The organism is Desulforhopalus sp. (genome assembly GCA_030247675.1).
In the GTDB taxonomy this organism is placed as follows: Bacteria; Desulfobacterota; Desulfobulbia; order Desulfobulbales; family Desulfocapsaceae; genus Desulforhopalus_A.
The window spans coordinates 329077-354155 of the sequence record JAOTRX010000004.1 but is presented as its reverse complement, the minus strand read 5'-3'; the positions used below and the strand labels follow the sequence as shown (position 1 = coordinate 354155).

The 25079-nt window shown below is 48.4% G+C and carries 20 protein-coding genes; 11 read left to right on the top strand and 9 right to left on the bottom strand.

The window, feature by feature from the left end; all coding sequences use genetic code 11:
- Positions 1–142: 142 nt before the first annotated feature.
- The 3 genes from OEL83_11115 to OEL83_11105 all read left to right on the top strand — a co-directional run bounded on the left by OEL83_11115 (position 143) and on the right by OEL83_11105 (position 3653).
- A complete protein-coding gene (locus OEL83_11115; protein MDK9707587.1) occupies positions 143–2251 on the top strand; it encodes a carboxy terminal-processing peptidase in 2109 nt (702 codons plus the stop codon).
- Positions 2248–2409: a hypothetical protein gene (locus tag OEL83_11110; GenBank protein ID MDK9707586.1), complete on the top strand. Its 162-nt coding sequence runs from the start codon at positions 2248–2250 to the stop codon at positions 2407–2409. The genes OEL83_11115 and OEL83_11110 overlap by 4 nt, the downstream gene beginning before the upstream one ends.
- 92 nt (positions 2410–2501) lie before the next feature.
- Positions 2502–3653 (top strand): MFS transporter, encoded by a 1152-nt coding sequence (locus OEL83_11105; protein MDK9707585.1) that lies wholly within the window; start codon positions 2502–2504, stop codon positions 3651–3653.
- 44 nt (positions 3654–3697) lie between these two features.
- On the opposite strand, the gene OEL83_11100 is transcribed toward OEL83_11105, so the two are convergent.
- A complete protein-coding gene (locus tag OEL83_11100; GenBank protein MDK9707584.1) occupies positions 3698–3877 on the bottom strand; it encodes a hypothetical protein in 180 nt (59 codons plus the stop codon).
- An 87-nt stretch (positions 3878–3964) separates the two neighbouring features.
- Complete coding sequence (locus OEL83_11095) at positions 3965–4171, bottom strand: hypothetical protein (protein ID MDK9707583.1); 207 nt, start codon at positions 4169–4171, stop codon at positions 3965–3967.
- Positions 4172–4432: 261 nt separating this feature from the next.
- Between OEL83_11095 and OEL83_11090 the strand changes: the two genes are divergently transcribed.
- Genes OEL83_11090 through OEL83_11080 form a run of 3 tightly spaced genes read left to right on the top strand, consistent with a single transcriptional unit; the run spans position 4433 to position 6810 of the window.
- The gene (locus tag OEL83_11090) at positions 4433–4807 is read left to right on the top strand and encodes a DUF202 domain-containing protein (GenBank protein MDK9707582.1); all 375 of its coding nucleotides are present in this window, start codon (positions 4433–4435) and stop codon (positions 4805–4807) included.
- A gap of 11 nt (positions 4808–4818) precedes the next feature.
- Positions 4819–6183, top strand: a complete 1365-nt coding sequence (locus tag OEL83_11085; GenBank protein MDK9707581.1) for a hypothetical protein — start codon at positions 4819–4821, stop codon at positions 6181–6183.
- Between the two features lie 57 nt (positions 6184–6240).
- Positions 6241–6810 (top strand): DUF1003 domain-containing protein, encoded by a 570-nt coding sequence (locus OEL83_11080; protein MDK9707580.1) that lies wholly within the window; start codon positions 6241–6243, stop codon positions 6808–6810.
- 37 nt (positions 6811–6847) lie between these two features.
- Here OEL83_11080 and mprF read toward each other — a convergent pair whose 3' ends face one another.
- Together mprF and OEL83_11070 are read right to left on the bottom strand one after the other, a co-directional pair.
- Positions 6848–9418 (bottom strand): bifunctional lysylphosphatidylglycerol flippase/synthetase MprF, encoded by a 2571-nt coding sequence (mprF, locus tag OEL83_11075; protein ID MDK9707579.1) that lies wholly within the window; start codon positions 9416–9418, stop codon positions 6848–6850.
- A 583-nt stretch (positions 9419–10001) separates the two neighbouring features.
- Positions 10002–10487, bottom strand: coding sequence for an acyl-CoA thioesterase (locus OEL83_11070; GenBank protein MDK9707578.1), 486 nt, complete (start codon positions 10485–10487; stop codon positions 10002–10004).
- A 324-nt stretch (positions 10488–10811) separates the two neighbouring features.
- On the opposite strand from OEL83_11070, the gene OEL83_11065 reads away from it, so the two are divergent.
- The gene (locus tag OEL83_11065; GenBank protein ID MDK9707577.1) at positions 10812–11084 is read left to right on the top strand and encodes a hypothetical protein; all 273 of its coding nucleotides are present in this window, start codon (positions 10812–10814) and stop codon (positions 11082–11084) included.
- Positions 11085–11590: 506 nt separating this feature from the next.
- On the opposite strand, the gene OEL83_11060 is transcribed toward OEL83_11065, so the two are convergent.
- The 4 genes from OEL83_11060 to OEL83_11045 all read right to left on the bottom strand — a co-directional run bounded on the left by OEL83_11060 (position 11591) and on the right by OEL83_11045 (position 16957).
- Positions 11591–12775: an MFS transporter gene (locus OEL83_11060; protein MDK9707576.1), complete on the bottom strand. Its 1185-nt coding sequence runs from the start codon at positions 12773–12775 to the stop codon at positions 11591–11593.
- A gap of 520 nt (positions 12776–13295) precedes the next feature.
- Positions 13296–14138 (bottom strand): cytidylate kinase-like family protein, encoded by an 843-nt coding sequence (locus OEL83_11055; protein MDK9707575.1) that lies wholly within the window; start codon positions 14136–14138, stop codon positions 13296–13298.
- A gap of 200 nt (positions 14139–14338) precedes the next feature.
- Positions 14339–16114 (bottom strand): sulfate permease, encoded by a 1776-nt coding sequence (sulP, locus tag OEL83_11050; GenBank protein MDK9707574.1) that lies wholly within the window; start codon positions 16112–16114, stop codon positions 14339–14341.
- Between the two features lie 36 nt (positions 16115–16150).
- Positions 16151–16957 (bottom strand): cytidylate kinase-like family protein, encoded by an 807-nt coding sequence (locus OEL83_11045; GenBank protein MDK9707573.1) that lies wholly within the window; start codon positions 16955–16957, stop codon positions 16151–16153.
- 1115 nt (positions 16958–18072) lie between these two features.
- On the opposite strand from OEL83_11045, the gene OEL83_11040 reads away from it, so the two are divergent.
- Together OEL83_11040 and OEL83_11035 are read left to right on the top strand one after the other, a co-directional pair.
- Entirely contained in the window at positions 18073–18426 is a 354-nt protein-coding gene (locus OEL83_11040) for a PilZ domain-containing protein (GenBank protein ID MDK9707572.1), read from the top strand.
- Between the two features lie 135 nt (positions 18427–18561).
- The gene (locus OEL83_11035) at positions 18562–18930 is read left to right on the top strand and encodes a hypothetical protein (protein ID MDK9707571.1); all 369 of its coding nucleotides are present in this window, start codon (positions 18562–18564) and stop codon (positions 18928–18930) included.
- Positions 18931–19710: 780 nt separating this feature from the next.
- Here OEL83_11035 and OEL83_11030 read toward each other — a convergent pair.
- Complete coding sequence (locus OEL83_11030; protein ID MDK9707570.1) at positions 19711–21432, bottom strand: IS1634 family transposase; 1722 nt, start codon at positions 21430–21432, stop codon at positions 19711–19713.
- 530 nt (positions 21433–21962) lie between these two features.
- Between OEL83_11030 and OEL83_11025 the strand changes: the two genes are divergently transcribed.
- Together OEL83_11025 and OEL83_11020 are read left to right on the top strand one after the other, a co-directional pair.
- Positions 21963–23222 (top strand): Nramp family divalent metal transporter, encoded by a 1260-nt coding sequence (locus OEL83_11025; GenBank protein ID MDK9707569.1) that lies wholly within the window; start codon positions 21963–21965, stop codon positions 23220–23222.
- Between the two features lie 672 nt (positions 23223–23894).
- Complete coding sequence (locus tag OEL83_11020) at positions 23895–25079, top strand: aminotransferase class I/II-fold pyridoxal phosphate-dependent enzyme (GenBank protein ID MDK9707568.1); 1185 nt, start codon at positions 23895–23897, stop codon at positions 25077–25079.

Sequence of the window (25079 nt, the reverse complement as noted above, 5' to 3'; positions counted from 1 at the left end):
ATTTATAGTGGAAATAGTCGGAACAGGAGATTAACTACATGAAATCAGAACGAAATGATCTAGGTTTTAGGCACAGCCGCGACATTTGTGCCAGGCAGTCCATAACGATCTGTTACCACCTTTTTTTACGGTTGAAAAATATATGAAAAATTTCACTAAACGAGCTTTTGCGATCTTTCTGGTGCTTCTTTTTTGCACTGCCGGTTCCGGTAGTGCAAAAGATATCCAGGGATTTGTCCAGAAGAGAAACCAGCTGATCGGTTATATGCTGGAAAAAGAGCTTCCCGCCGTCCACTTCAGTCATAAGGAGATGAATGAATCCTTGTCCATAGAGGTCTTCGATCTCTACCTGAAGCAGCTTGATTACCAGAAAAGGTTTCTGCTGAGTAGCGACGTAAAGGTACTCCGTTCCTTTGCCTCCCATATAACTGATGACCTGGAACAAGGGACCAATGTTCTGCCGGCAACCGGATACGATATCATGAAAGAACGGATCGACCAGGTTGAAAAAATGGTGGATCAGATATTGGCTACCGGTTTTGATGTGAAGAGTGATGAAATCTATGAAACCGATCCAAAAAAAATTGCCTATGTCGATGATATGCAAGGCTTAGAGGACAGATGGCGCAGGATAGTGAAAGCGCAGGTTATGTACCGGTATCTTGACCTTGAGGAGGAGCAGATAAAAGCGAAGGAGAAACTTCCGGAAGATGAGCTGTGGGAGAAGGCGAAAGAGAAGGAGGTCAAGGTAAATAAAGAGTTTTTCCTTCGTCTGCATCAAGAAACGCTGTTGGATCATTATGACCGCTTTTTTAATGCGATTGCCAGGGCCTTTGACCCACATACAAACTATCTTCCCCCCAACCAAAGAGAAGAGTTTGACATTCAAATGCGTGGTAATCTGCAAGGAGTGGGGGCTCTTCTTGGCGAGGAGAACGGATTTATCAAGGTTATGAGTATCATCCCTGGAGGCCCTGCCGCCAAACAGGGTATGCTCCAGGCTGAAGATAGTCTTCTGCAAATTTCAGAAAATGGTGCCGACCCGGTTGATATTACTAATATGCGTCCCACTGATGCTGTGCGCCTGATCCGGGGACCGAAAGGAACCAAGGTTCTTCTGACGGTGAAGAAACCGGATGGGACAAAAAAGGTTATACCAATAGTCAGAGATGTGGTTCAGGTAGAAGATACCTTCGTAAAAGATACGATGCTGGACGCCCCGGATGGCGGGAAGATCGGTTATATCCTGATCCCAAGTTTTTACCGGGATTTTGAAAAGACAATGAGCGGTGAAGATGCCAGGAACGCCACCGATGATACCCGTAAAGCCATAAAAGATCTGAGAAAAAACAAACTCAATGGGATTATTCTTGACCTGCGCAATGATGGCGGCGGCTCGCTGGGTGATGCCGTCGATATCGCCGGGTTATTCATCAAGTCCGGGCCTGTTGTTCAGGTCAAGGACAGCAGCGGAAAGATCCGCGTTCTGAACGACGACGATGATACTATCAAATACAGCGGTCCACTTGTTGTTCTGGTTAACCAGTTTTCCGCTTCGGCGTCGGAGATCGTGGCCGCAGCCCTGCAGGATTATAAGCGAGCCATTATTGTCGGTGGCGAACATACCCATGGAAAAGGGACTGTGCAGACCATTATAGATCTGAACAAAAATCTACGAGATTCAATGGCAAAAGAAGTTGGCGATCTCGGGGTGGTGAAGGTGACTATCCAGAAGTTCTACCGAATCACCGGCGGTTCCACCCAGTACAATGGTGTTGTGCCCGATATTGTCCTGCCGAGTTTATTTCAGCACCTGAAATCAGGTGAAAAGTATCTTGATTACTCTCTTCCTTGGGATCAAATCGGCCCTGTAAAGTATACTTCCTTCAGCGGCAAGCCCATTGATCTGGATATGATCCGGAAAATGAGTCTGCAGAGAGGTGAACATGATCCGGGGTTGCAGCTCATCGCCGAGGAGGCGGTAAAGGCGGATGAACGAAGCAAACAGACCGCTATTTCATTGAAGCTAACAGATATGCGCCAGAGGATAGAAGAGGCCCGTGAGGAGCGAAAAAAATTCAGCGCCCAGTTCCGAAACCACCAGACAAAGCTATATGACGATCAACTTGAGATCACCGATGAAAAAAAGGATACCCCCAAGGACGATATCCTCAGGTGGAAAGAAGAACTAAATCAGGATCCATATGTAGGAGAAGCAAAGAACATCATTGTTGATATGAATAGACAATGACAATATGGTTCTCTCAAAATTATTCCCGCTGGAAATTGATCGTCCACAGGATTGTCGAACTGCATGGCGGCAGCATTGAGGTTAAAAGCAGTGATGGCTGGACAACTTTCAGTATCATCCTGCCGAGTGAATCTGAGGCATTGCTGAAAAGAGTGTGACAAGATATCGCATGACAAATGAATTGCCCGCCGCTCCTCAGAGCCACTACCACAAAATGCCGAAAGGCATTTGAGCGCTTGGATTTGTTTCAATGCTCATGGACATCTCGTCCGAGCTTGTACACAGCCTCTTGCCGATATTCATGGCAACGACGCTCGGTGCATCGATGATGACGATCGGCATTGTCGAAGGCATTGCCGAGGGAGCGGCGGCGATCACCAAGGTGTTTTCGGGGGCTATCAGTGATTACTTAGGAAAACGAAAGCTCCTCGCAGTAGTTGGATACGCATTAGGTGCCATGACCAAGCCGATATTTCCGCTTGCATCAACAATAGGCTGGGTATTCGGAGCACGCTTTGTCGATCGCATTGGTAAAGGCATTCGTGGCGCGCCGCGTGATGCACTGGTCGCCGATATCGCGCCACCGCAGCTTCGCGGCGCAGCCTTCGGTTTACGCCAGTCGCTCGATTCCGTCGGGGCCTTTGTCGGGCCTCTCCTCGCCACTGTCTTCATGCTGTGGTTGGCAAATGACATCAAAGCCGTGCTGTGGATAGCTATTATACCAGCCTTTCTCTCAGTGTTTCTGCTGATCGTTGCGGTACATGAAACCGAGCCTCCAGGCAAAACAATAAGGGCCGGAAATCGCCTGACGCCAGCTGCAGCCAAGCGCCTGTCGCGCCGGTACTGGCTTATCGTTGCGCTCGGGGCAGGATTTACCCTCGCTCGTTTCAGTGAAGCGTTTTTGATTCTCCGTGCCCAGGACGTCGGACTTGCTGTCGGCTATGTACCGGCGATCATGATTGTGATGAATCTTGTCTATGCCGGATGTGCATATCCGGCAGGCGCTGCGGCGGACCGATTTTCAGCCCGAACACTTTTGTTGCTGGGGCTTGGAGTACTTGTCGCCTCCGATATCTTCTTGGCGATAGCTGCGTCGCCCGGCATTGCATTCCTGGGATCAGCACTCTGGGGCCTGCACATGGCACTCACCCAAGGCTTGCTCGCAAAACTCGTTGCCGACACTGCTCCGGCCGATCTTCGAGGTACTGCCTTCGGGGTCTTCAATCTGGTAAGCGGTATAGCGCTCTTTCCGGCAAGCGCCCTGGCAGGATGGTTGTGGAGCGGATTCGGCGCCTCAGCCGCGTTTATTGCAGGAGCATCGTTCGCGGCTTTAACGGCAATGGGGGTGCTCCTTTACCGAGCCGAGAGGAGAAATGCTCCAGAACGGCAAGTTACACGCTGATGCGGTCAAAGCCGATCCTGGTGAGCAGTAATCCTCTCAGAATATCAGGCGTAAAGATTGATGGATTTTGCCTCCGTGGCCTCGGACACCTGGCTGACTTCCTGACTTTTAACAGCTCTGTTTTCCTTGCTTTCCTCGGTCGAACTTTGCGCTACAGCTTGAGTCTGACGGTTGGCTTGACCACTGTTCTTCTGCCCGGCAATTTGCATGGCTTGATAGTTCATCGTTCCACTTATCCCACTTATACTCATCACATGCTCCCTGTTGTTGACGAGAAGAGATATTTGTTTTGGTGTTTCTCTAAAAAACATTCACGCGGTAGTGTTGATTATCTTCCCGGTTCCTGTTATTTCGGATATGTCAATACGTTGGGAGGGTGACTGTGCAGCTTGAATTTGCACCATATCCTCAACCGTCCTATTAATGAGCTCACCAGCAAGCTTTGGTTGCTCATTTGCTGATTTAAGAATGGATACACCGCTTGATGGTGCTGGGTTGCTCATATTGGTTATCTGCATGGTTGTTGTGCTCCAAGAAGGCAATTAACATTTATTCTCAGATAATAGGATATCCCATGTGTTTGTCAATACTACACGCCACCTCGCAGCATCTGACCAGTGCTTTTGCCACTTTTTTTCATACCCGATCTCCTATCCTGCAACATCTCATCAAATTATCGCCTTGATTTTCAATATACTACTCGATACGTTGTAATCATTGAAAAGCACGGAGAACATCGTACCTGCATAATTTTTCAACTCATTCGTGAATCACTGAAAATGTCTGACCTCAATGACCCAAGAGTTTTCTTTGCAGCAGAACGAACACTGTTGGCTTGGACTCGAACCTCTTTGACCCTCATGGCTTTTGGTTTTGTGGTAGAGAGATTCGGCTTGTTTGTCCACATGTTGCTGCCGCAACACAGTGAGTCGGTGCAGAGGGGGCTTTCCTTCTGGATTGGTCTTTCCTTTATTATCCTCGGGGTACTCTCTTCTACAGCCGCAGTCCTGCAGTACAGGAAAGTGCTGCAGACACTCCAGCCCGTCGAGATACCAAGCGGTTACTTTGTCAATCTCAGCGCCTTGACGAGTCTGGTGGTTGCCGCCCTGGGTGCTGCTTTGTCCGCGTATCTCTTTCGGGGAGTCTTTTTCTGACCTTGAAAAAAATGGCGATAACCTGTGCTGTGATGAGCTTTTTAGCCATGGAGTTGTGGTTTGCTTATCATAAAAACGGACTGGTTTGGCATACAAATATTGCTACCGACAGTTTCGGTCCCGTCTCTATTGCCTACCCTCTTTTTGGCAATCGCCAACAGGTTTTAGTTTTTGCTGATCCAAAGAAATATCCTCCAGCCGAACTGGCTGAACGGATTGCGCGACTCCGGGTTCAAGTGGCAGTTATCGATACGGAACGTGTTTTTAAAGGTCGTTCAGCGGGAACCCGGCAATGCCTCGATGCCTCACAGGTAGCGGCATCGATCAGCACTTTGCTGCAAGAAATTTCCATGTCCGACAAAAAAAATCTTATCGTCAGCGGCATCGACGATGGAGCTTTGCTGCCTTTTCTTTATGCCGAATCGTCTTCGGGGCACAAGGCGACAAATCTGTCCATTGATTTTTCCGTAAAATTACCCGACTCTTTAACTCTCTGTCCGCCATTTATTACCAGCCGGCAAGAGGAGCGGAACATCTTGACAGCATCGTCCGGCTTGGTCGGCACCTGGCATGCAGCTTGGTCCGATCAGCCGGCAAAGAAGACAGCTGTCTTTGTAAAAGAACTTTCCGGAGCGAAAACGACCATTGCCCCATACGGTACAGCGACTGATGCCGTTCTGGTTGAGGAGCTGCAAAAACTAATCGATCCGTCTGGTCGTCCTTCTGTACCCATGGCGGTTGTCGAAGTTCCGGCAACCGCCGCAAATGAAACCGTGACAATATTTTATTCAGGAGATGGCGGCTGGCGAGATCTTGATCGTATCATTGCCGAAGATATGGCGAAACAAGGTTACCCGGTGGTTGGTGTCGATACCTTGCGGACCTTTTGGAGTCGAAAAACGCCCGAGCAAGCCACCGACGATTTAGTCAAGACCTTAGACTATTATCGCAAGGCCTGGGGGGCAAAATCCTTTGTCCTTGCCGGATATTCATTTGGTGCCGACATCCTTCCACCGCTCTATAATCGCTTGCCGCTAAGTGATAAAGAAAGCGTACGTCTTTTGGTTTTCTTGGCGATCGGCAAACAGATTGATTTCGAGATTCAGGTTTCCGGGTGGTTGGGGCAAAGCAGCGGTGAACTGCCCATGGCCCCAGAATTGCTTCGCCTGCCTGCCAACAAAGTACTATGTATTTACGGTGAGAAAGAAAAAGACGAGACAGCCTGCATGGACATTGTACATACGGAAGCCGACCTGCTGAAATTGCCGGGTGGCCACCATTTTGACGAAGACTACCCGAAACTCACCAGATTGATCCTGGCAAGATATGAAAAAGCCGGTATTCGTGGCGGCTCGCCGGCCACCGGCCGACAATAAGGTGACCGTTTTTGCAAGGCAAAAAGGTCCTCGATTCTTAGGAAAGGAAGCAAAAAAATGATACCCAAAGATACCGTAGCTGCCGTCAATACAGGAGCAACCGCAACAAACCATCAGAGAAATCACTATTTCAGATTTCATCTGCCGCATATGCATTTGGCATCGGTATTCGGAGACGACTGGTTTGCCTTAAAGGCAGAAGCATTTGCAAGATTTTTTGGGACGCCGTTTTTTATTGTCGTGCAGACAATTATTGTTGCTGTCTGGATAGGAATCAATGCAGCGGGGCTGACAGCGTTTGACGTGTATCCATTTATCCTCTTAAATCTTGCCTTCAGCCTTCAGGCTGCCTATGCGGCGCCACTTATTCTCCTGGCGCAAACCCGACAAGCCGAACGGGACAAGGTGCACGCAGAGGCTGATGCACAGCATAGAGAGGCCTTGGCCTTGGCCAGTGAGCAACGTCAGGTCCTTGCCAATCAGCAGACCGCGCAGTTGATGGAGTTGTTGCAACAAAACACCCAGCTCACGGAAATTACAAAGGATTTGAGCCTGAGGATTGAGGCGCTTACCAAAGAGATCCACGGGAAATTTGTAGGCGATGTGGTCGGAAAAACTGTTCAATAGCCAGGAGAATCAGCAGGCACCAGCTGTGAAATTCGCCTTATTTGGCAACTACCCCTTTGATGCCGCCACTGATCAAAGTGGAAATTTTCACCAGGATACGCGGTAATGCCAATAAACCCCCGGGACAGGCCAGGTAGCGGGGCGCCCAGATCGGCTTGAATTTTTCTTTGTACTCACGTAATCCCTCAAAGTTATAAAAATGTTCCCCATGCTGGAAAACAACTGCTCCGACCCGATTCCACAGCGGGGCAAAAGTGCGGTTGTCAAGACCCGAGAGGGGCGCCATGCCGAGATCGATCGACCGATAGCCCTGCTCCTTGCCCCACAGCATTAAGCCGATAAAGAGAAAATCCATAACTCCGCGTGGGGCCAGAGAGCCAAAGCGCATGAGGTCAAACGACAGATCTTGGTTATTTGCTCCCATCCAGAGATTAGCAAAGGCGACGATCTTGTCCTGCTGTTTTACTATGGCAACTGGAAAATTGAGGAGATATTGCTCATCAAAACTGCCAAGAGAGAAGCGTTTCTCACGGGTATGTTTATCCAGCAGCCAGTCATCGGAAATTTTGCGTAATTCCGGCAGGAGTTGCGGGAGGTCGGTGGAAGGGAGGACTTCAAAGTGGCAGCCGTCTTTTGTCAGATGCCGGTGGGTATAGCGCAGGCCTTTGCGGTCCGCACCTTCGAGAGAAAATGTGGTGAGCGGCACACTGGCGTTCTCTCCAAGCTTAAAGAGGGTCAGGCCCATATCCAGATATACATGCAACATTGACATATCGATTTCATAGAAAACCGTCTGCCCGCCCTGTCTCTCAACCATTTCACGAAATTGCCAGGCGAGTTCCCGGGCGACTTCCGGTGGCCCAACCGGATCCCCCAGGGCCACCCAGGCGCGGCCCTCGACTCCGTACATGACAAAGCCCGTATGCTGATCGTCGAACAGTAGTTCCTTGTCGCCGAGCAGGGCAAGATTCGGCAGCGTCAGCGGCGACCGGCCGATAATCTGTCGCGCCAGGTTTAACTCGTCTTGTCCCGGAGGTTTGGGATCTTTGAGGGCCGGCCCCATGAGTCTTGCCAAGGTCAAGAGTAAGAGGAGGATAGCGGCACCCACCGTCGCTCGCAGAAACCTGGGGGCATCCCCCTCCAAAGCGAACTGCCACCACATTTCACTAGAGTAATCAACATGTTTGTAGGAAAAGACGCCCAGCCAGATGGAACAGGCCAAAACCAGCAGGACCGTGGCAATCCAGCCGAAGCTTAAGGAATCCTGGAACAACGAGGAGCGGCGGTAAAAATGTCTCCGACAGGGCAATAAAGCCGCCAGCATCAGGCTAAGCAGTAAGGCCTCCTCATAATCCGCGCCCTTGAGCAGTGAGAGGCAGACACCGGCCCCGAGAAATACCGCCATAAAGACATAGGCCGCATCGATTCGCCGCTGCAGCCCCCGAGCCAGCAGCAGCAGACATACCCCAATGAGACTACCGAGGAAATGCGATAATTCGATAACCGGCAAGGGCAGGATCTCGTAGAGCCAGTGCAGGCGACCGGGTATTGTCGGTGTGGCCCCGGAGAAGAGGAGAACCGCACCGCTGATCATGGTGGTTACCGAGAGCAGATAGGGCACCATGATTCCCAGCCATTGGTCCACGTGGCGGAAAGTCTTTTTAAACAGGTGCTTTTTCTCAGCAAGTTCGTTGCCTCCCAGGAGGAGCGCCGCCAGAGACAAGGGCAGCAGGTAATAAACGCCCCGGTAGATGACTATCGAGCCGAGCAGGGCATCGGCGGGGATTTGTGGGGCCGACAGCAGAATAATCGATTCAAAGACCCCCAGGCCCCCTGGGACATGACTGATCAAGGCAACAACCTGGGCCAGGAGATAGATGCCGAGAAACTGCCCAAAGGACAGGTTGGCCTGTTCCGGGAGAAGGACAAAAAGGACGCAACCGGCAAGAATCCAGTCAAGGGCTCCGATCAGCAACTGCAACCCGGCAAGGCGCAGAGAGGGGATGGGCAGTTCCCAGCTCAGGAAGCGGAAAGGCTTTCTCCATAAGGAGACGAAAACCAGATAGCCGAGCACTAACACAGCAAAAATCAACCCGACCAGGCGGGTCGAATGTACCGGTACGTGTGCTATAACCGGCATGGCCATGGGTTCGGCAATAAACACAACAGTCGCAACCGTGCCGATCCCAAGCCAGAAGGTGAGCGCCGTAAAGGTAACTATGCGGGCAATCTCTTGGGCGGTTAAACCCCAGGCCGAATACAGGCGATAGCGGATTGATCCGGAGGTCAGCAAAGATAAACCTATGGTGTTACTAAAGGCATAGCTGATAAAAGCGGCCAGAGTTACCTTGCGCGGGTCCAGTGGATGGCGAATATAAGAAATCGCCAAGTGGTCATAGACGGTCATGAGCAAATAGCTTAAAGCTGTAAGCCCGACGGCAGCCAGAACATGGGGGAGTGGGATGGTGCGAAGCTGTTCCAGGATCTGGTGGTAATGGAACTCACGGAGCGCATCATGTAGTACCCACAATGCCGCAACGAAAAGGGTCAGGGCAATCAGGGGAAGCAAGCGGTGCAGGATCGCCGAGCGTGGAATTGAAAATGTCATAGAACTTTACCCTTCCCAACAGTGAATGATCCGGGTAATGGTACAGGCAGTTACTGCAGCAAGACCTCAGGTCGCATGGATCTTTGCGGTGCTGTGCAGCGGTTGAATGTCGGCTGAGAAGCCTTCGGTGATGCAAAAGGCAACTGTCGAAAGATAGTCAGTACGCTGGATAATTGCAACCTCCCAGCGTTATTTAAAAAAAGGCCAATTGGGGGAATGCCATGGAAGAAAACTGTCCAGGCAATTACGGCACTGTGGGTGGCAATGCATCGTGTGGTCAATCAGATAACTGACAGTATGAACATTGACATTTGAAGTGTGTTGCAGGTCGAAATCGCCGTATTGACTTGAATGTTGCCGATTCACGTTATGAGGTTAATGTTGCCACACTCAACGCCTTGCTTTCTTGCTAATTCATGAATTATAAATGCCTATTGTAAGTGAATTAGTGAGTTATCTAGAAAACCTATCATATTTTAGTATTATAATTTTGATTTTTTGAAAGCAAGATATTTCAAATGCATTTCCTGACTATCGCCGATCGATTTCAACCAACTACCCTTAATGTTATCAGGCATTGAAATTATAATGGTTCATCATCTTTGCCAATGAGTGGGAAAGTTACTTGGACCTCGGGTGGAATTGTTCGAGGTCGACCGCTCTTCATATCCACGAAAACCCATTCAGTTTCCCCTTTGGCGAGCAGCTTCTGGTCTTTTTTTCGTATGAATCGATAGCGTCGAAGAGATGTGGCTCGCCGAAAATCGACTACCCAAGTTTGCAAAATCAAATGATCACCGGCAAATGCTGGAGTCAAGTATTCTATATTATGGGAGCGAACAAACCAGGTGGCACCAATTGAATTCGTCGCCTGATTTCCACCGGTTGACTCCGAGTGGAGAATGGCCACATCCTGCATCCATTGGACAAAGACGACATTGTTAACGTGTCCATTCTGGTCCAGAGCGCTTTCGGGGATAACGAATTCTTGGATGTAAATTGCATCTGTTGTGTTTTGTGTCATATTATTCTGCATTAATTTGAACTTGTCATTTTTGTGTCCTGCAATACAACATCATTTGGTAGAATTTCAATAAATCATGTAACATCGACAAGATTTACACAAATTCACTAAGGCCATCAAATTTTATTCGCCCGTTTATCCACCAGATTAATATCACATCGGCACCAACCAGGAAGAAATAAACTCAGTAGACTCTGATCGCATATACCCCCAATTGGCATTATCTCACTTAAAATAACATTTTTTCAATATTCCTTGTAACCTTTTGTCGTTTGTATCGTTGTATGCATAGTAATTAGCTGAAAGGGTCCCTCTAATGGCGGATTACCCGCAAATCCCGTTCGGCAAGATCAATAGGAGAACAGTTATATGCATACATTTAAGACAGTTTGCAAAACATTACTCGTAGCTGGAACAATCATGATGTTCGCCGCACCGGCAATGGCTGCGGGAAAACAAAGTAAGTCCAGCACAGGGGATCAAATCCGCACCCGCATCCCTGGTTCCTGTAAAACCATCGAAAAAATCGATGATTCTGCAATGCTTCAGGCAATTGCAGCAAGATATGGCAATGGTGGTGGTTCAGGTCAAGGGACAAGAGACAGGATCCGCACACCTGGTTCCTGTAAAGTTACCGGTTGATAGAATAATTGCCTGGGAAGCATCACTTTATATTGCTTTCCGGGCAGTTGATTGTCTAAAAACTTAGGAAAAAGTGTTTACTTGGGGTGAAGATGAACAGCCAACCACATTGAGCCTTCCGAAGTCTGCACGACAGTATGTGGTACACCGGCTGGCAAAAATAGATTATCGCCTGCCTTGAGTGAAATTGATTCGCCTGCTAATTGAAGAATTGCCTCTCCTTGAAACAAAAGTACCCATTCGTCTTGAGTTTGCACGTACTCTTGTGGAGTGGATCGCTTCTGAGCTGACTATACGTTCAATAACGAGATTCTTATGACTGAGAATTGTGCCGAAGCGCTCGCCTTCTTGAGGTGGAATTGCATCGGTGAAAAGATTACAGATTTGCATAATCAAGTTTATGGAGTTAGGCAAAATTTAAATGGTTATCTGAAATTTTAGTATACCCTATTGTTCCTATTTATAACCAAATCCATGTCAATCAATCCTCCACATTGCCTCAACATTCACGCGTGATTTCGCTGATGGCGAGCAGCTGGGCGGCTCTTCATCAGCAAAGCAACCAGACCGGCCACCACCGGCAGCAGAAAAATGACAATCACTGCCGACGAAAGGCCCCAAATATCGGCAATCCAGCCGATAGAAATCACTGCCAGCCCACCGATCCCGCCAGCCAACCCCATGCTCAGTCCTGCCGCCAATGCTTTGTTATCGGGAATGGCTTCCTGCGTGGCAATCACTGTTACCGAAAAGCTGGATAACAGGGTCGCTCCGGCCAGCGCCAGAAAAATAATGCTAACAATTCCATCTGTGTAGAAAAAAATAAAGAATAATGGCGTGGATAGGACCAGCGATCCAACAATCAACCGTTTTCGACCGTAATAGTCAGAGATAAATCCGCCCATCAAACCTCCGACAGCCCCAGTAAACAGCATGAGGGTCAGCAACCGGCTCGCTGTAATATTGGATATGTTTTGAGACTGAAAATATAGCGGCAACATGGTCAACATCCCTGTGTATGACAAGGAACGAATGGCAATCACGCTGATGATGGCGAAAAGTTCCCGTCGCGCCGCTTTTACCGAGATCCAAACTGCGGCAAGATCCGGGGATGCCCCTGTTAATAGAGCATTTCGCGGCGAAAAGAAATAGAGCAAAAATGCGACAATAATTCCGGGGATGACGGTAACGAGAGTTGCCTTCAACCCATAGGCCTGAAAGAGTGGCACCAGCAGAAGCGGTCCCAATGCAAAGCCGATATTGCCGAACCCCACGAAAGCTGACAGCAGAACAGCTTTGTAATCTCCGCTCAATACATTGACCATGGTTGACGCCTGCGGATGAAACGCAGCCGTACCAAGTCCGGCCAAAGCCGCCAAAAGGACGATCGTCCAATAGCTTTCAACAATTCCGGTTAAGCTGAGCATGACTGCCATCCACAAAGTCCCCACATACAAGAGCCAACGCTTGCTTTGCCGGTCCAGAAAATAGCCAAAAAATGGCTGGGCAAACGAAGATGTGATACTGAAGGTCGAGACCAGGATCGCGGCTCTGGTAGCTGTAAATCCCTGATGCAATACAACCAAAAATGGAAGCAATTGGGGAAGATAATTGCTGTAGAGATCATTAAGCATATGGGCTAAGGAAATGACGCCTAGTTTCGAATACTGAATTCCTCGTGTTTTTTGCATGACAGACTCTTCTCGAGAATCATTTTTTTATCACTACAATCCAAGATCGCCGGGGTCAGCCACTTTTCTATAGCGAGCGATAAAATAGCTCAAATTTTCTTGTCTTTGCCGAATGTCTTCTGCACATTCAGCAAGAGCTTCTTTACAGTCGAGGCAATCGCATACCACTTCCTGGGCGCCCGTCTTTGCGGATCAGAACCCATGAAGCCTGAACGAGCATCTCTCTACCTGGATTTTCACCAATACAGGCAATACCAATCTTCGTGCGTCGAATTTGCTCCAAATCACCATCGGGTCAGTTCAAGGTTTGAGAACTGCCGACGAGATAGAGATTATTGAGAAAAAGACGAAAAAACGGCGGCGATCCGCCAGTTCAATACCCGATGATAGTACTGGTCGATAATCGCCGCCAAGTACGCAAAACCACGTCTCAGCCAGATATTCGGCAAAACAAAATTGAGGGTGATCGATCCTTGCTTGTGTTCCGTTTCGACTGCCAGGGGGGCGGCATCAGTGCGGATTATTTGATATCGAGATTATAAAAGGTATTGATATGATCTTTTTTGCTCTCGACCGGCTTGGCAAAAACAACATCCTTCAGACCATAGGTATCTATCAGCATTGCCGCAGTGTTCTGGCGTTGTTGCCCATCATTTTTAAGGTTGCCGTCAAGATTGACAAGCGTCACCACCCCTTCGTCGATGGCAACCGTTACATGAGGTGAAGAGTCTACAACTTTCGCATGGATGTTGGCCATAAGGGTCCGCTGCCGTAAGAGAGTAAGTGATTCCGGAGTGGCATCGAATCTTCCCTTGCGCACTACATCATGCAACACATCCACAACATCCTCCACTTTCAGGGTGTTGATATGCAGCACCATATCATACAGGCTACTGTTCCAGGTATCTTTGCCGTACAGTGCCATGCTCCAACGACGACGTTCCTCATCGTCCTTGGTCAACAAATAGCGGGCCTCTTGCTCTGAACAGTTTTCCCGCCGCATCTCTTCTGCTATCCGAGCCTCAATATCAGCGATAATTCGTACCTTGAAGGCGTGGGCAATATCTTGCAGCAGGAAATGGCCCGACAGTCCATGGAAGACAATATTATCCTTGGCCACATGATTGAGAAAAGCCGAATTAAAATAGCTAATATACCGTTCTTTGCCGTGGCTGAACCGTTCCAGGATGGACGGTGCATCATGCAAGGCCTTAACCAGCCTGATTTCTGGAATGGAAAACTCCGCACAGGCTTCCAATAGGATATCCCGAGAAACACATTCATATCCAAGTCGTTTTGCAAGCCCTTCCGCTACTTCCTTGCCCCTGCTGTAGGATCCTCTTGATATTGTGATAATAGCCATACTCTACTCCCTGAGTTTTGCTGATTATTAATAACCTATCTGTCATTTGGTCGTAATAATTAAACATCCACGTGATGAACGTGAGTCACTCTAAATAACTGCACTCTTTTGTATGATGGGGGTAAATCTCCTCACGGGATGCCCAAATGTGAACATCGGAAATTGTTGTTTAACAATAATCAGAGTTGCCAGTTCTAATACTATACTTCAACGATTGTTGGGCACTGTTTAAAAACATGATTTTTGCAACTCCGGCAGATAGATTGATCTGCTTCAGAAATTATCTTGGTGATTGCTTCTTTCTGAGTGGCAAAGAAATGCTCCTTGCCGATTTTATCCACGTATCCGCCTCGTTCCAGAACATTATAGGCTTGAGGCTGAAATTCACAAAGGTAGAGTCCTCCTCTCTGGCTCCGACGACGTTGTGCCTCCTGAGCAAGCAGTTCAGCACCGGCCACGTCTATGAAATTGATGCCACAGCCAATAATCAGCACATTCCGTTTACGTAGCAGACTTTTATCAATATTATAAAGATATTCACTCACATGATTGACTGCACCAAAAAACAACGCGCCATCGATACGGATCACCTTCAGATACGAGCACTCGGATTCTGATTCGATGAAAGGGGGACCTGCGACTTCAGAGTTCGGGGCGAGATTGGCAATGCGCGGATGTGCGGTGCGGTTCAGGTAGAGGACCAGGGAGAGCAGGACTCCTATATAAATGGCAAACTCCAGGTCCAGGAAAAGGGTGGCGAGAAAGGTGGTCAACAGCACCGCTGTTTCCTCCTTGCTGGTTCTTATTATCGTATGGATATGATGTACATCAATCAGGTGATAGGCTACCATGAGGATGATTCCGCCCATGGCGGCAATGGGTAAATAGGCGGTCAGTGGTGCAACAAGCAAGAGGAGCAGAGCCAGAAAAAGCGCTGAAAACACCGCAGAAAGAGGAGTTATGGCACCAGCCTGATAGTTGATGCCGGAGCGGGTGAAAGATCCTGAACCGGCATAGCTGGAGAAAAAACAACCGATCATGTTTGATATGCCTTGTCCGATAAATTCCTGATTGCCGTCAATAGGCTGGTGGGACTTGGCAGCAATCGATCTGCCTATGGACAAGGCCTCAATGAGGCCTAGAAGTGCTACAGCCAGTGCATCGGGTGCCAGCTTACGAACGGTTACCAAAGAAAGGTCCGGCATTGACAGCGGTGGCAATCTGGCCGGCATCTGGCCGACAAGAGTGATGCCGTGCTGACTGCCATTAAGAAGCAGGCAAAGCAGGCTGCCGATGATCATGGCAAATAGCATTCCGGGCCACCGCGGCATTTTTGCCCGAAAAAAGACGGCAGAGACCAGCGTGACCATGGCTATAATCAGCACATAAAAATTGATCTGATTCAACATCCCAAGAATATGAAGCCAGACTTCGAGAAAGTCATGGCCACCTGGCAACTTGAGGCCGAGGACATGTTTAAGCTGACTCGTGGCAATAAGGATAGCTGCACCTGACGTAAAACCGACAACCACCGAATGGGAAACAAAGTTGACCAGCGTCCCCAGTCTGGCCAGACCAAATGCCAACTGATATACCCCGGCCAGAAAGGTCAAGGTTAAAACAAGCCGGATGTACTCGGCAGATCCCGGTTCCGCAAAGGAACTGACGGTGCTGAAGACCACGATAGAGATAGCGGTTGTCGGTCCGGATATCAAATGCAGAGAAGATCCAAAAAGCGCAGCCACTACAGGGGTGATAATTGCAGTATAGAGGCCGTATTCTGGGGGTAGACCGGCAATCATGGCAAAGGCCACGCCTTGTGGAAGGACGATAACTGCCCCGGTCAGTCCGGCTAGAAGGTCAGCTCTTAAAGTGTCCCAGCCGATAAAGCCCCACCAGCGAAGAAAGGGAAATAATTTGCGTCGCCAGGATTTGGTTCCGCTGGTCTGGGGTGTTAAATTATATCTGGTAGCCATGTTCTGTTATCTGCCTCGTCACTTTTTTACCAAATTTCAATCTTCAACAATAAAAGGAACAATGTTGACCTGAATGGTTTTTACCCCCTCAACTTTTTCGACCAGGCGTTTGACCTTCTCAGTGATGTTTTTTTCATCAGCCCTTGAGCCACGAACATTGATAAACACGTCACCGTTTCCAGAATCAACTATTACCTTGGGAAAGGTCTTCGCGAGAGTAGCCTCCACCTGTGCAGATAAAGCCTCATCAGCCATCATATGGAGGCTCTCGGGGGTGCTTAGAAAGCAGGGCTGTTGTACAGCATGAAAAATAATAGAAACAGCCTGATCAACATTCATATTGCCTATATGTAGGATCATGTCATAGAGTTGCGGATTCCAGGTGTCCTGCCCAAAAATCTGCAAGCCCCATTTGCGCCGTTCCGCATCATCATTAACCAGTACCATGCGTGCTTCTTCGGCAGAGATGTTTTCACGTATCATCTCTTCACGGACACGATCCTCAAGGTTTGCGCTTATTCTGACTTTCAAGACATGAGGAAAATGTTGCAGAAAAAAATGGCTGCCCAAACCATGAAAGACTACATTGTCACGCTGCAGATGTTTGAGGAGTGCTGCTCGGAAAAAGGTTATAAATCGCTCCTTGCCCGAGGAAAAACGATCCAAAATGGTCGGCGCATCATGGATAGCTCGCACTAGCTTGAGTTCGGGAATATTAAAGTGCTCTGACGCTTCAAGGATGATCTCTCGCGAAATACACTCATAATTCAGTGCATTGGCCAGTTTTTCAGCAACTTCCTTACCTCTGCTATATGAGCCTCGTGATATGGATATAATCGACATGATGAACTTCTCCGAAACACTACGCTAGTGGCCCACAGGGGCAAAACCAGTAGGTGTCCCCGTTCTGGTTTTTAAGAATTTTATTAAATACCTTAACAACAAACCAATGTCAAATCTCCTCTACTTTTATTATGAAAAGATTTAAGGCCGATTACACATGTTGGCAACTGACATAAGATGGAATGTGGAAGCGGACTGTCCAAGTAATACCGCACTGTGGGTGGCAATACATCGTGTTGTCAATCAGATAATTGACAGTATGAACATTGACATTTGAAGTGTGTTGCGGGTCGCAATCGCCGTATTGACTAGAATGTCACCGATTCAAGTTATGAGGTTAATGTTGCCACATTAAACGTCTGGTTTTCTTGTCAATTCATGAATTGGAGGTTTCTACTGCTGCGCGTTATTTCTGCCTAACTTTTTAGTAGAGTTCCTTTTCCAACCGGTGGTTCTGAGAATATTCAGGAAGTAAGCTATCAGTTTTTCGTAACCTGATAAGATTGCCATAGCAAACCTTTTACCAATCAATCCCTACTTGGCAAAGATTGCAGTGGGCAATAGTCTGGTCGTAACCGTCGCCAAATACAGGCTGGACCGCTTATAAGGATGTCAGCCTGATCATTACAAATGTTGGTTAACATTACGGTATTGTAATGCTTCTGCAAGATCCCTGTAATGATAGCTGTGTATATTGCAAACTGTGATATGCATTTCATTTATTTGACAAGTTCTCAACTCGGTTTCTATGCAACAACTACAACGTGGACTGACCTATGGTGACTCTCCTCCCTGAAAACCATTGATCAGAAACAGGGCCAGGTTTACTCATGGACAAATTCTTTTCTCTCTGATGTTAGTGAAGTCAGCCTGGCCCTTCCATTTTCACGACTCCTAGAGGCGGCAATTTTTTAGGATTGAGGTTTGATCAAGTTGCAACGGAGTATTCGAGATGATTGCAGGTTATCTTTGAGATTCTCTGAATCATCTTTTTGAGTTAGGTAATTAAATCAACAGCACAAATAGAAACCATCCTTCACCTTTCCACATCAATATAGCACCAAGATATTCTGAGTGAGGGAAGCGGCATTAAAGCTGAACAACATGAGGTGAAAATGAAAAAGCGACGCCACCAAAGGGTTGAAGTGCAAAATCTGGTTGCTAATCTTTCAGACGGAGTTGAATTCTTCTCGGCAACCGTATGCAACATTTCTCGTCTTGGCATTCTATTGAATGATATTCCTCAAAAACTTAAAAGCCAGGGTAAAAAGTTGTCAATAATCGTTTCCGCAAAGGGTAGAAATTTCAGAATGCAGGTCCAACAAAAATGGGTTAGTGGGAATACATCCGAAGGGAAAATGGGTGTGGAAATTCTCGATCCTCCTATGGGTTGGACTGTGTTTGCAATGATTTGTGAACCCAAAGATGAAGATATCTGGGCTGCGACAACACATTTACCGGGTTTTTAAAAATACTCAGTAATGATTTAGCTCATTATTGTGACGACTATCTTAAAGCTAAGGTAAAGTCGTCTCGAATTTCAGATATAAGGCCATTATTTTCTCTATTGGTGTCATCCCATGCTCTCTTCTCCACGAAATATATTGATCGTAGCAGCAGAAGGACTGATGTTTTGTGCGATGTTATTGGTTATTTGGCTCGATGAATTTGTTGATGTGCCATATCTATTTTTCGGATCTCCTTCTACCCCATTTCGGATGGCCGAATATATTTTTGAGACGGCAACTTGTACGATCGTGGGCCTTGTTATAATTGGAAGTACCATATTATATTTGAGGAAAAACGAGAAGATCGAGCGGTTTATTCGAGTCTGTGCATGGTGCAGAAAAATTAAGTTGGATAACCAATGGATACCCATGGAAAGTTTTCTGGAAAAGAAATATACCCTTAAATCCAGCCATGGTATTTGTCTTGACTGTCTGGAAAAGGCAAAAGCCGAAACTTTGGACTGATAAATCAGGCGACAAACGCAGAGAATCGCAAGCTACACGATTCTCTGATATATGTGTGCTTAATTACAATAATTGTTCACGAGTAAGCAAATTGGGTAAGGTATTGCTCAACCTCCTCAAGTATCCCCAGCCTATCCTGATAATTGTTTACTAAGCAATTGAGACATGGCCGGAGATTGCCAAATAATCGAGGTTCCCGATTATTTATCGGTGCTCGGTGTGAAAGTCAAGGTCCAGCCAGCTTTCTTGTGAATTAGGGATTTCTTGTCTGGCGAGATGCTCAGATTATCCGAATCAAGTAACGACATAGCAAGCATTACCGGTGATGGGTCTTGCCATAGTTTACGGTATCATAAAGAGTTGCGGAGGATTCACCACCTGCCATAGTGATATCGGAGTAGGAACAGCGTCGTACAGAACCCTCGATCAGCTCTTACTTTCCTTTTGTGCGCCAACGAGTTGTCTGGTGGCAGCAGTGCTTCTTGCTCTTTAATGATCAGCATCCTGAAGCCTGAAAGTGAAAAGGTTGTACCTCTCTGGTTGTACTTTGAACATTCTGACTACCCTTAGATCCATCTTTGATTGCATTTTCGCAATCTAACTTGCCGTGGCGTTTTTGAAATCACTTTGCAACGACGGAGCTCAAATAATCGTTGAAATTCAGTGCCGAATTGTAAGCATCCGGGGTGCACCCCAAAGTATTATTACACCACGCCCTGATTATCAGGAGTTTCGGAGATAACCAGCGCGGCGGGCCGCGAGCCCTTGCAGCATAAGGGTTTAACCCACGGGACCCTGTAAGACCCCACTCTCGTCGACGCGGTAGCCAAAGGCCGATAGGACTTCGCCTTGGGTCTTACTGGGAGTTTCCAGGCGGCGCTCAGGTGTCCGGCTCCCCTTTTTTATGCTCAAGACATAATGCAGATGCCGCATGTCTTCCATGATCTCCTCAATTGAACGTTTCCGTCCGGCAGCTGTCATCTTCAACTCGATCCTGCGCAAATAGGTCATGGCCACTACACAGGTAAAAAGATGACACCTGATCTTGCTGTCCGTCCAATGTCGGACAGGGCTCGTGCCTACCAAATCATCGTTCTTGCTGAGTCGAAAGCGCTCCTCAACCTGCCAGCGGGCAAGGCTTGCCTCAATGATATCGCCCGTTAACCAATCGGTATTGTCGGTAATGATGATGTTTTTCCCAAACATGGCCTGCTTCCGGTCGACCAGGTAGGTATTTTTGCGAAAGGTCAGCACCAGGCCGTCAGGGGATTGTTCGAATTCCAGCTCATACAATTGCGGCGTCATGTGTATGTGTTCACAAAATCTGACGTATCGTTCTCGAACAGCTACCTCATTCCGCCAGTGCGGAGCCTTTCTTACCTTTGCCCGCACGGCCAGCAACTCCTGGCGCATGGCCTCCAGTTTATCGGCAAAGGTGTAGGCCTGCTTGCGGGCAGACGCAGGGGTATGGGTAACAATCACGGTTCGCTCTTTGCCCCAATACTCGCCTTTGGTCCGGTACGCGAGCAGACACTCATCCTCCTGACCTTCCTCAATACGCCGACGATTCTCGGTCGTATCGGCAGGTTCAAAGTGATTCATCGGGGTTATCGCCAGGTCTTCGGCAAAATATGTCGAATAGGTGGTGATAAAGTGAACCCGGGACTGCTCGTCAATCCAAGCGTAATTGTCATCGGCGTTCATGCCCTTGTCGATAACGACGGTGAGCCGTTCTTTCGTTTTGTTGAGGCCACAAACAACACCAAACATCTCATCCATCACCGCCTCAAAATGCTTGCTGTCATGGATGTTGCCGGGATAGACACTGTAATACAACGGCAACCGTGAATCCCGTGCGACCAGAAGTCCTAAGCCAATCTGCCGCAGATGATGCTTGCCCGCCTTGTTCTTTCCCCGTTGGGCAAGCTTCGAGTCGGTTTGACTGGCCATGTAGGTATAGTAATTGGTGGTATCGAAGAGCAGAAAATCGGCGGTCGGCGTCTCGATTTGCCAGATACGCTCGAAGAACTGGCGAGCAATCGTCTGTAGTTCTGTTTCGCTCACTCGGTCCCATTTCTCCCAGTAGCGCTTGCTGGTGAGTTCATCCAGATCGACGGGTCGGATATGCTGGATGGCCGTCTTCTTATACCAATCGGCGAGTTTGTTTTTACTGACGGCCTGTACCATCCGGTTCAGTACGCAATAGAGAAAATACTCACCGATCGAAGGACCGGTTTCCCTCTCTGCCTTTGGAACGACACTATCGACGATTCCGCAGAGATCAATATCTCGATCGATCTGATGTGCAAGCCAGAGTGAGCCGAACTCTTCAACTTTCAAGTTCAAAAGATCCGCCTCTTTGCCGCCAAGCAAACCTGCGACCTTTTCCGGTGACCCGATGTAGATCTGGGAAATAACCTTTGGCTTGCCGTCTACCCTGGCAATCTCCCGCACATAGAGGTAGGGTCTTCCCTTTTTGGTTTTTATGTGAAAATGCGCCATGCAGGCATAATATCAGTAGGGCCTTACATGTCAAGAAAAATATTTCGCAAACCCAATATTTTTGGGATGTTCGCATGACGATATTGATTTTCCTGGAGGGTCTTACGGGATTGAGCGACGCAACGTATTGATGTTAAAGGGGATTGCTGAGCGGGGAGGGATTATCTCCGAAACTCCTGTGGAAGATGGAAAAATTATCAGAGGTTTTTCATCGATGTGAAGGAATGACAAACTTCTTTTTATTGATATTGTTGACAAAATTTTGGCAACCTTAGGCGGATTTCAGCTATTGGTTGCAGACTGAAAATATTTGCAAATGCTGTCTTGAGAGGGTAGGTTTATTGCTTTGCTAGGATAGCCCTTCGCTGGAAAGGGGCTTTTCAGGAACACTCAATAAAGCATCTACTTATTACCTACCACACTCTGTGACCGAGAAGGCCGATATAAGCTGATGAACTGAGGCATGGACAGGCCATGCCACAAGTCAGCCTTCTTTATACAGCCCTTCCTGTGCCACCGAAACAACTGCTATGAAATTTAATTTCGAAACCATTGACCGGAAAGGCTATCGCCCGGTCTTTGCTGCCCTGGAGATCTTCAAATACATCGGACCCGGCTTGCTGATCACCGTTGGTTTCATCGATCCCGGCAATTGGGCCGCGAACATCGCCGCTGGAGCTGGATTTGGCTACCGGTTGCTTTGGATGGTTACCCTCTCCACGATCATGCTGATTGTCCTGCAGCACAACGTCGCTCACCTGGGCATAGCCACAGGGCTCTGTCTCTCGGAAGCCGCCACCACTTATACCCCGAAGGCTCTCTCGCGCGGAGTCCTACTCACGGCAGTGCTGGCCTCAATATCCACTTCGCTTGCCGAAATCATGGGAGGAGCCATCGCCCTAAACATGCTCTTCCATATCCCCATTGTACCGGGATCACTACTGATGATAGCCATTGTCGGGATCATGCTGTTCAGCAATTCCTACAAGATAACTGAAAAAATCATCGTCGGTTTCGTCTCGATTATCGGCCTGTCCTTTCTCTATGAACTCATCCTGGTCGATATCGACTGGTCGGCGGCAGCCGCGGGCTGGATAACTCCAACCATACCCGAAGGATCAATCATGATCGTCATGAGTGTACTCGGGGCGGTTGTCATGCCGCACAATCTTTTCCTCCATTCTGAGGTCATCCAGAGCCGTCAGTGGAATCTTGAAGATGAAAACACCATCAGCAAACAGCTTGATTATGAATTTCTCGACACCCTGATGTCAATGGGGATTGGCTGGGCCATCAACAGCGCCATGATCCTGTTGGCAGCCGCCACCTTTTTCAAGGCCGGCAGGCCGGTGAATGAACTACAGCAGGCGCAGTCACTGCTGACGCCGCTGGTGGGAGAAAATGCCGCGGTGATATTCGCCGTTGCCCTGCTCTTTGCCGGGCTGGCGTCGACCATAACCTCGGCCATGGCCGGCGGCACAATATTTGCCGGCATGTACAACGAGCCCTACGACCTCAAAGACAACCACACTCGCCTCGGAGTTGCCATCTCCCTCTTGGGTGCATTCGCGGTCATCCTCTTTATCGGTAACCCGTTCAGGGCCCTCATCCTTTCCCAGATGCTCCTCAGCATCCAGCTCCCCTTTACCATTTTCCTGCAGATTTACCTGACCTCGTCGCGGAAGGTCATGGGTAAGTATGCGAACTCAAATGCAACAACGCTATTACTGCTCTTTATCGGCACCGTCATAACGCTGCTGAATGTGTTGTTGTTCAAAAGTTTTTTGTAAAAACCCCACTCTTTCGGCCGCTCAGATCCTGATTTCGTCTGGGATAATTTCGAATTTACAAAAGATCCACATTGCTCCTTTTCTGGTGTGATTTTTGGGCTCTTCTCAAGGTCCAAATGTTCAGGAATAAGCTCAGCTATGCCCTCTCACGACTGAGGTAAAGGTGTTCATGGATAAGCTCAACAACCAAATTCAAAATTTGTTGCTAGGAATCTGGGCAAGCAGAGGTTCCAAGATACAGTAGTAGCTTTAACCATGGGTGTATTGAGAAGTTCTTGAGCTTATGATCGGATATTAATACGAAGGGAACTTCTTGGAGAAAGCTGAAATTCCAACAAACCTCGTGCAACGCAGACGGTATTTCCCCTCCGCTCATTCTTCCAGGTGAAGGGCACGTTAACCCGCCAGAGATAATTTCCACTTAACAGCTTGTTCAATTCTTCGGAACCACCTCTCTTCTGTTGTCCCCGACAAAGCCGGGGGTACCTAAAAGGAAATTACATTCGCATTCAGAATGATCGCAAAGCAGCATTTAAGGTTTTCTCTTTCTTGATCTCCGGTTATTCTCTGGGGCATGAGCCTCTTGCCGGATTGACCGTCCTACGTTATTTAAATAAATGTTGGAACACAAGTGATAGTAGTTAACAAAGAAAGAACCTGAAATGGATAAAAATGGATATTTTTTATAAGTTCCGGCAACTGGCGGAGGTAAGGAGGTCGATGGAGAAGAATTGCAGTGATTTCTTCAACATCGTTCTGGAGGACATATCGTCACCCACCGAGGCTGTGGTGAACGGCCGCCCGACACTTCTGCTCGGCACCAATAATTACCTGGGGCTCACCTTTAACAAGGAATGCATCAACGCATCATGTCTGGCCGCGGAAAAGGAGGGCACCGGCACAACTGGTTCGCGAATGGCCAACGGGACATTTGCCGGACATATTGCGTTGGAGCACGAGCTGTCGGATTTTTATGGCCGTACCCATACCATCATATTTTCTACCGGGTATCTCGCCAACTTGGCTATACTGTCAACCGCCGTCGGCCCCGGTGAGGTGATCCTGCTGGATGCTGACTGCCATGCCAGCATCTATGACGGATGCCGGTTGGGCGGAGCGGAAGTCATCCGATTCCGGCATAACGATGTCCGCGATCTGGAAAAGCGCCTGCAGCGGCTTGTCAAAAGAGAAACCAATGTGCTGATTGTGGTTGAAGGCCTGTACAGCATGATGGGCGACAGGGCGCCGCTGGCAGATATTGTCTCCGTGAAGCAGAAGTATGGTGCGTATCTCGTTGTTGATGAAGCACATTCCCTCGGCGTGCTTGGGGAGAACGGCCGCGGCTTGACCGAGGAGGCCGGGGTTGAGGATCTGGTAGATTTTGTCATCGGGACATTCAGCAAAAGCCTGGGGGCGATCGGTGGTTTCTGCACCAGCAACCACCCGGAACTGGAACTTATCCGTTACGCCAGCAGGCCGTATATATTCACCGCCTCTCTTTCACCATCGACGATCGCCTCCACCCGGACAGCCCTGAAAATCATACGTTCACTACCTGCATTGCGAAAACGGCTATGGGACAATGCCAATTTCCTGTATGAACGGATCAAAGGACTCGGTTACGAAGTTGGTCCCGCCGCCAGTCCTATTATTGCCATACACTACAGGAACGTGGAAGAGGCCTTCGCCATATGGAACAGCCTGCTGCAACGCGGCATCTATGTCAACATGGTCTTGCCGCCCGCCACACCTGGCGGGGGGGCGCTCCTCCGCTGCAGTCTCAGTGCCGCACACTCCAAGGAGCAGATCGAAAGGATTGGTGAGGCGTTTGCTTCGCTGGCAGGTTCTCGTACCTGA

Coding starts and splice junctions, on each gene's coding strand:
- OEL83_11115 (MDK9707587.1), top strand. CDS start 143: ATGAAAAATTTCACTAAACGAGCTTTTGCGATCTTTCTGGTGCTTCTT.
- OEL83_11110 (MDK9707586.1), top strand. CDS start 2,248: ATGACAATATGGTTCTCTCAAAATTATTCCCGCTGGAAATTGATCGTC.
- OEL83_11105 (MDK9707585.1), top strand. CDS start 2,502: ATGCTCATGGACATCTCGTCCGAGCTTGTACACAGCCTCTTGCCGATA.
- OEL83_11100 (MDK9707584.1), bottom strand. CDS start 3,877: ATGAACTATCAAGCCATGCAAATTGCCGGGCAGAAGAACAGTGGTCAA.
- OEL83_11095 (MDK9707583.1), bottom strand. CDS start 4,171: ATGCAGATAACCAATATGAGCAACCCAGCACCATCAAGCGGTGTATCC.
- OEL83_11090 (MDK9707582.1), top strand. CDS start 4,433: ATGTCTGACCTCAATGACCCAAGAGTTTTCTTTGCAGCAGAACGAACA.
- OEL83_11085 (MDK9707581.1), top strand. CDS start 4,819: ATGGCGATAACCTGTGCTGTGATGAGCTTTTTAGCCATGGAGTTGTGG.
- OEL83_11080 (MDK9707580.1), top strand. CDS start 6,241: ATGATACCCAAAGATACCGTAGCTGCCGTCAATACAGGAGCAACCGCA.
- mprF (MDK9707579.1), bottom strand. CDS start 9,418: ATGACATTTTCAATTCCACGCTCGGCGATCCTGCACCGCTTGCTTCCC.
- OEL83_11065 (MDK9707577.1), top strand. CDS start 10,812: ATGCATACATTTAAGACAGTTTGCAAAACATTACTCGTAGCTGGAACA.
- OEL83_11060 (MDK9707576.1), bottom strand. CDS start 12,775: ATGCAAAAAACACGAGGAATTCAGTATTCGAAACTAGGCGTCATTTCC.
- OEL83_11055 (MDK9707575.1), bottom strand. CDS start 14,138: ATGGCTATTATCACAATATCAAGAGGATCCTACAGCAGGGGCAAGGAA.
- sulP (MDK9707574.1), bottom strand. CDS start 16,114: ATGGCTACCAGATATAATTTAACACCCCAGACCAGCGGAACCAAATCC.
- OEL83_11045 (MDK9707573.1), bottom strand. CDS start 16,957: ATGTCGATTATATCCATATCACGAGGCTCATATAGCAGAGGTAAGGAA.
- OEL83_11040 (MDK9707572.1), top strand. CDS start 18,073: ATGAAAAAGCGACGCCACCAAAGGGTTGAAGTGCAAAATCTGGTTGCT.
- OEL83_11030 (MDK9707570.1), bottom strand. CDS start 21,432: ATGGCGCATTTTCACATAAAAACCAAAAAGGGAAGACCCTACCTCTAT.
- OEL83_11025 (MDK9707569.1), top strand. CDS start 21,963: ATGAAATTTAATTTCGAAACCATTGACCGGAAAGGCTATCGCCCGGTC.
- OEL83_11020 (MDK9707568.1), top strand. CDS start 23,895: ATGGATATTTTTTATAAGTTCCGGCAACTGGCGGAGGTAAGGAGGTCG.